Consider the following 12,323-nt stretch of genomic DNA (forward strand, 5'->3'; position numbering starts at 1 on the left):
TAAAATAGCGGGATAAAGTGTCTCATTGTTTAAACAAAATGTTAGGTTTTTTATGTCTTGCATATTTTGACGAGTAACATTTGCAGGATTTCAATGTAGGAAGCGGAATATTACAACAGCAATCATGATAGTTTGTAGTGTGAAAAAAAGATATGTTATGATGTTGAATGATTTTTTATGTAAGAAAATGTAATATATAAGTCGCATGGTGTCATAAGTGCTGAATTATCAAACTTTTAACAAATCATTAGTTTGTATATAATAAGGGATAGAGAAAGGGGAGATCGGAATGCCAGGACCTTTACTATTATCGGTTATTATTTTGTCTTCTCTCATGATAGGAATTACGCGTTATTTTCATCATACAGATACGACAGAAGAAGTGAAGGAAAAAGTTCGTCTTGTATTTCCGATTTTTATCATTGCTATTTCACTTTGTTTTATATTAAATAAAGACGGATATACTATTGCTTTATTTTCATTTTTTATAGTGAGTGTTTTAATTCCTGTATTGTACTATATAATGAAAGATTATTTACAAAAATAAAAATACTATCTCAAGTATTTTTATTTTTGTAAATGATTATAATTTCACATACCGTATTGAAAGATATAAAAATAAAAGAGGAAATAAGAAGATGTATGCCCTTGTCAATCTAGAATCCCCACTATACTATTAAAGTATAGTGAATAGAGAAAAAGGGGTTGTATCTATATGAAGTTTGAAATGCATACAAAAATTATTTCAAATGAAAAAGAAATAAGATTACATATAGAAGAAAACATATTTCAATTAACGTTAGAGGGCTATCACTTATTTGCTGTGAATGAGATATTACCTTTATATAAATCAGAGCAAGAAAGAATTGGTAGCGCAATGATTCAAAAGTTAGAATGGAAAGACGAGAAAACAATTGTTAGCTATCAACTTGTTTCATTGCAATCAGTAAATTAAAAGAGAGAAGGGAAGGACAAGATGAAGTTTTTTCATACAGCGGATTGGCATTTAGGGAAGCTTGTTCACGGTGTATATATGACGGAAGATCAACGCGTTGTTTTAGAACAGTTTGTTCAAGCTGTAGAAGAAGAAAAACCAGATGCTGTAATTATTGCAGGGGATTTATATGATCGTGCAATTCCTCCAACAGAAGCAGTCGACTTATTAAATGATGTATTACAAAAAATAGTGATTGACTTACAAACACCTGTTATCGCAGTAGCAGGAAATCATGATAGCCCAGATCGCATTCATTTTGGTAGTGGGTTAATGAAAAAACAAGGGCTACATATTGTTGGTCAATTTCAATTTCCATATGAGCCAGTTATTTTACATGATGAGTATGGGGAAGTACATTTTCACTTAGTGCCATATGCTGATCCAAGTATTGTTAGACATATTATGAAAAATGAGGATATTCGTTCTCATGATGATGCGATGCGTATTTTTATAAATGAGCTGTCAGAGAGAATGGATAAAGAGGCAAGACATGTCTTTGTAGGACATGCATTTGTTACATCTTCGGGTGAACCAGAGGAAAATACGAGCGATGCAGAGCGTCCGCTTTCAATTGGTGGTGCCGAGTATGTAAATAGTCACTATTTTGACAAGTTTCATTACACAGCGCTTGGACATTTACATCAAGCGCATTTTGTTCGTAATGAAACCATTCGCTACTCTGGTTCACCGCTTGCATACTCTATTTCAGAAGAACGACATAAAAAAGGGTACTATATTGTGGAGATAGATGGAACAGGTAACGTTGAAATAGAAAAGCGTTTATTGATTCCTCGTCGTCAAATGCGTACAGTAGAAGCGAAAATAGATGATTTATTAAAACATCCAACAAGTGAAGACTATGTTTTTGTAAAGCTATTAGATGAAACACCAGTATTACAACCAATGGAAAAAGTTCGATCTGTATATCCAAATGCAATGCATGTTGAGCGTTCGATACAAAGACGAGAGCTTACAGAAACAGATGAAATCACTGTTTCTAGACATAAAATGGATGATATATCTTTATTAAAAGCTTTTTATAAAGAAATGAAGGGAACGGATTTATCCGAAGTAAAAGAACGTCTCTTCTTAGAAGTGTTACAAACAGTGCAGGAACGGGAAGGTGAACGAGGATGAGACCAATTCAGCTGACGATGACAGCATTTGGCCCATATAAACAGAGGGAAGTCATTGATTTTAGCGACTTAGGAGATCATCGTATTTTTGCAATTTCAGGAAATACTGGTGCAGGAAAGACGACAATTTTTGATGCAATTTGTTATGCGCTATATGGGGAAGCTAGCGGAGAAGAACGAAGTGATACAAGTATGCTACGCAGTCATTTTGCTGATGATAATGTATATACGAGTGTAGAATTGACATTTCAATTAAAAGGAAAACGATATGAGATAAAAAGACAACTTGGACATAAGAAAAAAGGAAATAAAACTGTGACGGGGCATGCAATTGAATTGTATGAAGTAGTCAACGGTGAGAAAAATCCATGTGTCGATCGTTTTCATGTGACAGATGTAAATAAAAAAGTTGAAGAGTTAATAGGTCTTAGTAAACATCAGTTTAGCCAAATTGTTATGCTTCCACAAGGAGAGTTTCGAAAACTATTAACATCTGAAACAGAGAATAAAGAAGAAATTCTGCGTCGTATTTTTAAAACGGATCGTTATAAATTAATGCGTGAATTACTAGATCAAAAGCGGAAACAGTGGAAAGACATCTTGCAGGGGAAACAAAAAGAAAGAGAAATTTATTTCCGAAATGCTTTTCAATTACCCGTTCGAGACGGTTCGTTATTAGAGATCTTAGTACAGCAAGAACATGTCAATACGCATCAAGTAATTGAAGCGCTAGAACAAGAAATGAGTTACTATGAAGCGGAAATTCGACAATTACAAGCGCAGCAAATCGCACAAACAAAGCAATTAAAAGAAATAGAAGAACATTTTCATACAGCAAAATCAACAAATGAAAAATTTCAAGATTTACAGCAGAAAAAAGAGCAACAACAAGCTTTAGAAGCAAGACGCGAACAAATTGAAATCGCAGAAAAACACTTTAAACGAGCAGAACAAGCAAAAAGATTACTACCGTTTGAACAATGGTATGAAGAAGCGCAGCAAAGTGAGCAGAATGCCCAGCGATCATTGAACCAAATAACTGTTCAGAAGGAAAAAACGGCTGAAGCATTTGCGCTTGCACAAAGAAAATATGAAGAATTAAAACAGAAAGAACCTGCGCGTGAGGAATTGAAACAAAATGTACAGAGGCTAGAAGAATTACAGCCCGTTATAACTTCGTTGGTAGAACAAAAATCAACAATGCAAAAAGCTGAGGCGCAGAGCGAGCGAATGAAAACGAATATTCAAAAGTTTGAACAACAGCTAGAAGTTCAGATTTCGCAAAAACAACAACTAACTAAGGAATTAAATCATTTAGAAATTGCGCTTGAACAATATGTAGAAAAAGTAGAAGAATTAACACATATGCGAGAAGATGCAAAAGTATTAAAGCAAGCATATGACGTTTGGGAAGAAAAAGAAAAATATGAGCAAGAAAAAAAGCAAGCGGCTCAAAATATGGAGATTGCTGTTACAACATATGAAGAGATGGAGAGCCGCTGGTTAAATGAACAAGCAGGAATATTAGCGCTACATCTTCATGATGGAGAATCTTGTCCGGTATGCGGTAGTACAACACATCCAAATAAAGCAACAGAGCGAGGCGATTCCATTGATGAAAATCAACTGAATGAGCTGCGAGAAAAGAAAAATATTGCTGAAAAATCATATCTTCAATTAGCGGAAAAATGGAATTTCTACCGTCAGCAGTATGAACAAATAATTGAAGAAGTGAAAAAGCGTGGTTATCAACCAGAATCGTTAGTCGATACGTATCATGCGCTAGTACAAAAAGGAAAACAACGAGCGGCTGAAGTAAATAGATTAAAAGAAAGTGAAGAAAAGAGAAAACAACTTGCATTACATGTAAAAGAGTTAGAAGTACAATTAGAGGAAGTGCAGAAGGAAAAACGTGAGATGGAAATGACATATCACAGCATAGAGAAAGAATACATTGAGCTTCGAACATCTTATGAATATAATCAGCAAAAAATCCCTGAAAACTTACAAACATTTGAAGCATGGAAACAAAAACTGGATAGTGCAACGCAAGAGTTACGAACGATGGAAGATGAGTGGAAGAAAGGCCAAGACGCTTATCAACATTGGCAAAATGAATATGTGCGCATGCAAGCTGAATATGATAGTGCTGTGAAACAAGTAAACAATGCGAGAGAGAAGAGAGAAGAGACGTTTGCGCGTTTTGCAAACGAGCTTGAACAAGGTGGTTTTCCGGATCAATCTGCGTATAAAGAAGCAAAACGAACAGATACAGAAATAGCAGAATTACAACAAAAAATTAAAAGATATTATTCATCACTTGAAGTATTGGCGAAGCAAATTGAAGAATTAACAAATGAATTACAGGATAAAGAATGGACGGATATTATATCCATTGAAGAACAAATGAAAAAGTTAGATATTGAGCTTGATATTACAAAAGAAAAACGTCAGCGTGCACAAAGTGCCGTGGAATATATCTCTGACTTATATGAAAATATTAGACGAATTGACGAGCAAATTCGTGAGGAAGAAAAAGCTTTCCAAGAACTTGTTGATTTATATGAAGTAATGAAAGGGGATAATGAAAGCCGTATTTCCTTTGAGCGTTACATTTTAATTGAGTATTTAGAACAAATTGTTCATATTGCGAATGAAAGACTGCGTAAATTATCAAATGGACAGTTCTATTTAAAACGAAGCGAACGAGTGGAAAAGCGCAATCGTCAAAGTGGATTAGGATTAGACGTTTACGATGCATACACAGGTCAAACGCGCGACGTAAAAACGTTGTCTGGTGGAGAGAAATTTAACGCATCACTTTGTCTTGCGCTTGCAATGTCAGATGTAATCCAGGCATATGAAGGCGGAATTTCGATTGAAACGATGTTTATTGACGAAGGCTTTGGATCACTTGATGAAGAATCTCTTACAAAAGCAGTAGATGCACTCATCGACCTGCAAAAATCAGGGCGATTTATTGGTGTGATTTCACACGTACAAGAGCTGAAAAACGCAATGCCAGCTGTACTAGAAGTAACCAAGCAGAAGGATGGGTGTAGTCAGGCGAAGTTTATGGTGAAATAGTTTCGGTTTCATCAGTGGGGATGAAGAAAAGCCTCACTGATGAAAGTTTCACTTTATAGGATGAATAGGGTAGTTTGTATATTGAGAAATAAAAAACAAGGTTAAATTTGAGGAGAATAATAACAGTTGAAAAGTATAGAAAAAGAATCCCTGTAGCGACAGAGATTCAAGGGAAAGAGAAGTATGTTTTTTTGTGTGAATAACTACATCGAATAAAATCTTTTCGATAATAAAAGGATAACATGAACTTTCTGGTATTATAACCGGTAAATATAGCCAAAAACAGCTCTAGTAAGTAGTTATGTGTTATGTTTTTTACTGGAATGATTATCACATGATAGCTGTCTATATAAACGTTTATTAAGTTCAGTTTTTCTGATAATAAGATAAAGAGACTAGCAAATGAAGCAAGTCTCCTTTCTTTTTAATAGGGATCAACGTACCCCTTTCATAAAGCTTTGGATTTTTGGTGAAAGTAAAAATAAAACAGCACTTAAAAGAATAGAGACCCCACCGATGACACCAAAGTATATAATTTCTGTTTCTGGGTTATATAGCGGTACAATTTGTGCATTAATTGCTTGCGCAGAAGCATTAGATAAAAACCATAAACTCATTGTTTGCGCAGAGAATGCTGCTGGCGCTAGCTTTGTTGTGGCAGAAAGTCCAACAGGTGATAAACATAATTCCCCGGTTACAACAAGAAGGAAGCTAAGCACTAACCATATTGGACTTACTAGTGATTCTGTACCATGCATGTATGCTGGAATAATCATAATTAGGAAAGAAATTCCTGCAAAAAATAGTCCGACTGAAAATTTCTTAGAAGTAGAAGGTTGACGATCTCCAAGTTTTATCCATAACCATGCAAATACTGGTGCCAATAAAACAACAAATAGTGGATTAAGGGATTGGAACCATGAAGATTGCAGTTCTAATCCAGCGAATTGTAATTGTGTACGCTCATCAGCATATCTTGCAAGAATAATAGAGCCTTGCTCCTGAATGGACCAAAACATAATACCTGCAATAAAAAGAGGTATGTATGCTAGAAGGCGTGAGCGTTCTACCTCAGTTGTTTTCGGACTTCGATACATGACATAAAAATAACAAGTTGGGATAATGATACCTAACACACTTACAACCATGGTGAAGCGTTGTATTGTTAGGATACCAGTTGTAATTGTAATATATCCAATGATGATAATGACAAGAGCACCAATGCTGAGCCTTCCAAATACTTTTGTGCGTTCTTGAGGTGTTAAAGGGTTAGGGACTTGTGTGCCTGCTAAGCCAAGGTTTTTCTTTTTTGTTGTAACAAATACGATTAGGCCAATAAACATACCGATAGCTGCTGCACCAAAACCGAGATGGAAATTATACTGTTGTCCAATGGTACCAACGACTAAAGGAGAGAGAAGACCGCCTAAATTAATTCCCATATAAAAAATACTAAAACCTGAATCACGTCTTTTATCTTCGTCGCTATATAAGTCTCCTACAACACTTGATACATTTGGCTTTAATAATCCTGTCCCGATAACGATAAGCGCCATCGAGATAAAAAAGGCAGTAATGCTACCAGGAAAAGATAAAACAATATGACCGAACATAATAAAAACACCGCCGTAAAAAACCGTTCGGCTTGTCCCTAATAGACGATCGGCAATCCAGCCACCTATAATGCCTGACATATATACGAGTGAACCGTAGATGGCCATAATGGATGCAGCGGTTGCTTTATCAATTCCAAGTCCACCTTTTGATACTTCATAATACATATAAAAGAGTAGAATTGCTCTCATTCCATAGTAAGAAAAGCGCTCCCAAAATTCTGTGAAAAAGAGGGTGAATAAGCCTTTTGGATGACCGAAAAAGCCTTTCTGTGGGACGCTTTCAACTATGGATTTTTTATCTAACGTTGCCATAAAAAAATAAAACCTCCTAAAAATTTAAGTTATCTAAACATTTTAATTATACAAAAAATACCGAATTTAATAAAGTTTAATATTTTTCGCAAATGAATTAGGTCTATGTTTCCCTGAGAGATGGCGAAATGGTTTCGGGTGAAGGGCGGAAATGGGCAACGCAATCTATCCCAGATACATTTATACGGTATGAGGTGGTAAACAGCTCAATGCAGTAGAGTAACCATCGCATTGGACAATGGAAGCTAGAATTGTTAGACAGAAAACAAGCTATGTTAATAGTGGTGGTTTAGGAGTGTATGTTGACCATGGAAATGGAGTGGTTTCTCGTTATCTTTCTCTTAGTGAAATTTTTGTTGCACCTGGGCAAATGGTCACAAAAAGACAAGCGATTGGTATATTGGGTCGTCATTTTCACGAAATATGACAATCAATCTTGTAGTAAAAGCGTTAGAAAATGCTTATTATACACAGAAACCACCAGAAGGTCTTATTCTACATACTGACTTAGGAACTTAATATACAAGTCAGGAATTTCAAACCTTACTCGCGAGTTATAAAACTCTCTAAGCAATAGAAGATTTAGCTAAAAACTAGCTTAGATTTAACTTTTTATTGTTACTTTGATATTTATAGCAGTAATCGGCTCTATAGTTAATGCATACTTGTTTAAAGAAAATAAAGGAAAATAGAGGGGGATCGTCAAACAGACAGCATACGAATGGAGTCATTCTAGAAAACAATAATGGAGAATCTCAAAAAGTCCAATTCTACAAAGACCCCTAGACAATTCGTATTGGGAAAGTCTAGGGCTCAGAAGTTTGAGTAATAGATATTCAATGATTCGTCAGACTTAATTGAACCGCTGTATACAGAATCGTACGTACGGTGGTGTGAGAGGTCGAGGGGGAATCACCCTCTCCTACTCGATTATCTTAGTATTAAAAAGTTTTACCATGTTCTTTAAGCTCATATTGTGAAATACTCGATTTTTGCATAAAAGTTTTACCATGTTCTGCTTGCAATGTGTTTGAAGGAGTATCACTTATAAAGCCTACCAATAATAATGTTAATCCAACTGAAATACCAAAGAATTTAAATGTTTTTTTCATTATTTTAAGGCCTCTGGTTCTTTTTTTATAATTGTACCAAAATTAATAATAATTAGTTATTGATGTGAATATTTCTCAACAAAATACTATTGATTTTTTTAGGAGATATTTGTTATTTACTTTGTTTTCTATTTCTCCTTTTTTGGCCCAATATCAGCATTACTGTAACCAGGGGGAAAGTAAATACTTAACGTTTCTTCTTTTTAAAAGGTATGTAGGTTAAAATTAAACATGTAAAACATATGATAAAAATGATAAGTTGCTTCATTATCTCTCCCTCTCACACTTTTTTCCATCTCTAATTAAGTATAGCAGAAATGAATTCTAAAGGGGGACAGCCAATAAAACTAGGTTAAGGACTATTTTCACGGTAACAATACTGTAGATTTTCTGTATAAAGCATGAAATGATATCTAAATGTACAATATTTATACTTTTGGTGACGTGACCCCATGCACATCAACTTAAGAATATTTATTATCCCAAAGTGCAAATAAGGTTGCTGCGTAAAAAAAGAAAAAGAACTTCTGATGTTTGAAAAATGAATTAAAGAAGGACGCATAAATCATACCTTTTTCAGATGTTAATACGCAAGGAAAATTCATTTATTAATCAAATAGCTCTCTTGGAATCATTTTTTTTGATTCTCGAATCGTAAAAAAATAAATAGGTATTTTTTCTATTGGTACTTCTTTAATTGGTTCTAAGTTACCATTACAAATGGGTAAAAAAGCTAATCCCTTTCCTTGAGCAATAAATTCCTTAATAAGTGAATAAGAATCTAGTTGCTGAAGCTGCTTTTGAGAAAGGTTATTCTTCTTTATGAATTCGATTGTATAATTTCTAAAGGGACATTGTTTATCATGGCTAACAAAAAAGAATTCCTTTGAATATTCAATATTGGATAATCCTTTTGCTTTTAGTAAACCCATAGAAATTGTTGAACTAAATGCTTTTTGAAATACTGGATCAGAGTAATCCTCATAAGTTATGACCATATCAACTCTTTGTTTCTTTAATAGTTGGTGCAAATAATTATTACTTTCCATATATATTTGATAATTCCTGAAATTTTCTTTGATACGTATACTTAAATAATCTGACAAAATAGACTGTGACGTTGCTATTCGATAAGAAGCGTCACTCATTTTAATTTCATTTTTAGCTTCCTCTATTAGATTTAATATTTTATTAGTATAATCTAACAAAATATCGCCTGATGGCAATAGGGAAACACCTTTGTTATTTCTATGTAGTAGCGGTGTTTCTAATTCTTGTTCTAATCTTTTAATTCGTTCAGTTACATTTGGTTGAACATAACCTAATTCTTTTGCAGCCTTACTAATTGACCCTTCACTTACTACAGTTTTAAATATGATAAGATCATTGATTTCCATTCATTTCAACCCCTTATTAGGTATCATTATAAATGATATAGAGCATCATTTATACCTATTTTACACTGTCTTAATGCCAAACTATTATAATATATATAATATCGAAAGTGAGTGATAAACATGATTGGGATGCAATATAAGATTATTTTGCCAAAAGATTATGATATGGAGATTATTAGAAAAAGGGTAAAACAGAATGGGCATAAAACAGATGGGTTTCAAGGGCTGAATTTTAAGGTTTATTTAATTACTGAGGCTGTGGAAAATAAGAATCTATATAATTCTTATGCCCCATTATATATTTGGAATAACCATGAGGGAATGAACAAATTTATCTTTGATGGTTTTTATGACAATATTTTAGAATCCTTTGGATGGCAACAAATTAATATTGGTGTTCCTTTATCTATTCATTTGGATAAAAATTTTAATAATAGTAGATATGTTGTTGAATATACAGGGAATATTTCTAAAAGTAAATCGTTAAGTCGAATTCTATTGAATACCAATAATCAATATGTGAACAATGCAGAAAAAAGTTTGGGGAATGTATTAGTGTATAATCCCGATAAATGGGGCTATAGTCAATTTAGTTTTTATCGAGAAAAACCAGAATTTAACTCACTAGACAACCTTAAATTATATGAAGTTTTATATATATCACAATAGAAATTAATCTCAAAAACGATACAATAAGAAAAGGAATGAGAATATATGCCTTTTGTTAACGTTTACTATCCTAAAGGTCTTTTGAAGAAAGAAGAATTAAAAAAGGTGAGTAATAGTATTCACCATTCGTTGATTGAATATTTTGAAATACCTAAAAATGATTATTTTCAAATGTTTTTTCCCTACTCTTCTAATCAATTTTTTTATGATTCGGATTATCTGTTAGAAGGAGAGGAAAAGAGAACAGAAAACATGATGTACGTTTCCATTACATGTGGGCCAGGAAGAACGATAAATCAGAAAAAGAGGTTGTATAAATCTATATCAAAAGCTATTTCTAATCATTTAAGCATCTCTACAGCTGATATTTTTATTATATTAAACGAGACATCGGCTGAAAACTGGTCATTTGGTCAAGGAGTAGTGCAATTGGCTAATATGAAGGAGGGAAAAGATTTCTTTGCTTGTATTTAAGTAATCTGGAAGTCATTTATCATTTCGTACATTTACAAAAAGATATGGATGAGAAAAAGAATAGAAAAGAGGACACGAAAAAGAGTTATTTTTATTTACATTGTTTCGTGAGGTTCATGTAAAAATTTCCTATTTGATATAATATAATTATAAATCTATTTAACTAATCTTTCTCATGGACAAGATTCTGGATTTTTAATGTGTTGATATATATTAAATGATTTTATAATAACTGTAAAATTAATGCGAGGATACTATCCTATTGTACACAATGACACTCCCAATTTGACTGATTAGGACCATTAATATTTATTCAAGAAGTTTATTTATATTAAGAGGAGGATTAAGGAATGGTAAATATTACTTTTTTAGGAAGTGGTGATGCTTAAGGTGTCCCACGTATGATCTGTTCTTGTGAAGTATGTAATGACAAATCTCAGATTAATAAACGATCACGATCAAGTGTCCTTACAGATCTACAAGCATAGGATATTGGTTAGGGAAAGATTTTGAGAGTTCAGGGTTAATGACAAAAGCATGTAGAGCTTTTGTAAATCATGCTATTACTGAGTTGAATTTAAATAGAGTAGAGATTCAAGTAGCTGTAGAAAATTAAAAAAGTAGAGCTATTCCAGAGAGGCTTGGTTTTATTAAGGAAGGTCGGATAAGAAAAGCAGAATGGTTCTATGACCATTACGTTGATCATATTGTTTATGGAATGTTGGCAGAAGATTGAATTGGAAATTAATTCTTTATTCAATAAAACAGAAACTATAATTTCAAAATATTCCTTGAATAGGTATCTATCCCATCTTCAGCAAGACAATATTTTAGTTTTGTGTCTTTAAAAATTCAAAAGAAATCCGCGATAGTCAAGTGCTTGTGTAAAAATCAATTATAGTAATCTGTATGTATTATATAAATTTCATATGGAACGAGTATTAATAAAAGTAAAAAAGGTGAGAGAATGATTCGCACATTTAACTTAGAGGATACTAATTATATAATTAATTCACATTACGAGCTGTACAATAAGGAATATAATTATGATTTATCTTTTAGAGATTTTATTTCAAAAAATATGGAAGGCTTTATAGAAAGAGCTGATATCATAAAAGAACGAATATGGATTTTAGAAGTTGATAAAGAACGAAGAGGTTCAATAAGTATAAAAAAGGTTAATGAAAATGTGGCTCAATTAGGGATGTTTCTTGTTGATCCAAATTTAAGAGGAGCTGGGTTTGGAAATCAATTGGTACAAACGGCAATTGATTTTTGTCGGCAGACACATTATAAGACTATCATACTCTGGACTAACAATGATCTTAAAGCTGCAAGACACATTTATAAAAATAATGGATTTAGATTAATAAAAACTCGGAAACAAACCTTGTCTAATCAAGAACTTCTTGAAGAACTCTGGGAATTATCTATTTAGAGGTTCTGATTCATTGCTATCAATTTAATTTAAATTTATGTTTATATAATGAGAAAAACGCTATTCTTTTGTAAGTAATATACAG

The 12,323-nt window shown here is 33.1% G+C and carries 10 protein-coding genes and 3 pseudogenes; 10 read left to right on the top strand and 3 right to left on the bottom strand.

The window, feature by feature from the left end; translation table 11 throughout:
- Positions 1-289: 289 nt before the first annotated feature.
- The 4 genes from MR056_RS02505 to MR056_RS02520 all read left to right on the top strand — a co-directional run bounded on the left by MR056_RS02505 (position 290) and on the right by MR056_RS02520 (position 5,220).
- Entirely contained in the window at positions 290-547 is a 258-nt protein-coding gene (locus tag MR056_RS02505; protein WP_012094224.1) for a hypothetical protein, read from the top strand.
- Between the two features lie 168 nt (positions 548-715).
- Positions 716-955 carry a DUF2584 family protein gene (locus MR056_RS02510; RefSeq protein WP_012094225.1) on the top strand — a complete coding sequence of 80 codons (240 nt, stop codon included), beginning with the start codon at positions 716-718 and terminating at the stop codon, positions 953-955.
- Between the two features lie 21 nt (positions 956-976).
- Complete coding sequence (locus MR056_RS02515) at positions 977-2,134, top strand: exonuclease SbcCD subunit D (RefSeq protein ID WP_087098664.1); 1,158 nt, start codon at positions 977-979, stop codon at positions 2,132-2,134.
- Positions 2,131-5,220, top strand: coding sequence for an AAA family ATPase (locus MR056_RS02520; protein ID WP_087098666.1), 3,090 nt, complete (start codon positions 2,131-2,133; stop codon positions 5,218-5,220). Before MR056_RS02515 ends, MR056_RS02520 begins: the two co-directional genes overlap by 4 nt.
- Positions 5,221-5,654: 434 nt before the next feature.
- Here the strand turns inward: MR056_RS02520 and MR056_RS02525 are convergent, their stop codons facing one another.
- Positions 5,655-7,148 (bottom strand): peptide MFS transporter, encoded by a 1,494-nt coding sequence (locus MR056_RS02525; RefSeq protein ID WP_087098668.1) that lies wholly within the window; start codon positions 7,146-7,148, stop codon positions 5,655-5,657.
- Positions 7,149-7,380: 232 nt separating this feature from the next.
- Between MR056_RS02525 and MR056_RS02530 the strand changes: the two are divergent.
- A pseudogene (locus MR056_RS02530) lies at positions 7,381-7,554 on the top strand (M23 family metallopeptidase); the annotation flags it as partial.
- Positions 7,548-7,664, top strand: a pseudogene (locus MR056_RS02535) (IS3-like element ISBce13 family transposase); the annotation flags it as partial. The pseudogenes MR056_RS02530 and MR056_RS02535, both read left to right, overlap by 7 nt.
- A 425-nt stretch (positions 7,665-8,089) precedes the next feature.
- Here the strand turns inward: MR056_RS02535 and MR056_RS02540 are convergent.
- On the bottom strand, positions 8,090-8,260 hold the full coding sequence (locus MR056_RS02540; protein WP_167527339.1) for a hypothetical protein: 171 nt from the start codon (positions 8,258-8,260) through the stop codon (positions 8,090-8,092).
- Positions 8,261-8,868: 608 nt separating this feature from the next.
- Positions 8,869-9,657 carry a LysR family transcriptional regulator gene (locus tag MR056_RS02545; protein WP_048722919.1) on the bottom strand — a complete coding sequence of 263 codons (789 nt, stop codon included), beginning with the start codon at positions 9,655-9,657 and terminating at the stop codon, positions 8,869-8,871.
- Positions 9,658-9,777: 120 nt separating this feature from the next.
- Between MR056_RS02545 and MR056_RS02550 the strand changes: the two genes are divergently transcribed.
- From MR056_RS02550 to MR056_RS02565, 4 genes and pseudogenes are all read left to right on the top strand, one after another.
- Complete coding sequence (locus MR056_RS02550) at positions 9,778-10,326, top strand: DUF4865 family protein (protein WP_087098672.1); 549 nt, start codon at positions 9,778-9,780, stop codon at positions 10,324-10,326.
- Between the two features lie 45 nt (positions 10,327-10,371).
- Positions 10,372-10,800, top strand: coding sequence for a tautomerase family protein (locus tag MR056_RS02555; RefSeq protein ID WP_087094902.1), 429 nt, complete (start codon positions 10,372-10,374; stop codon positions 10,798-10,800).
- Between the two features lie 472 nt (positions 10,801-11,272).
- A pseudogene (locus tag MR056_RS02560) lies at positions 11,273-11,536 on the top strand (GNAT family N-acetyltransferase); the annotation flags it as partial.
- 231 nt (positions 11,537-11,767) lie between these two features.
- A complete protein-coding gene (locus MR056_RS02565) occupies positions 11,768-12,238 on the top strand; it encodes a GNAT family N-acetyltransferase (protein WP_087098674.1) in 471 nt (156 codons plus the stop codon).
- The last annotated feature ends 85 nt before the right edge of the window (positions 12,239-12,323 follow it).

Origin of the sequence: Bacillus cereus group sp. BfR-BA-01360 (assembly GCF_022663595.1) — a bacterium.
Taxonomy (GTDB): Bacteria; Bacillota; Bacilli; order Bacillales; family Bacillaceae_G; genus Bacillus_A; species Bacillus_A cytotoxicus.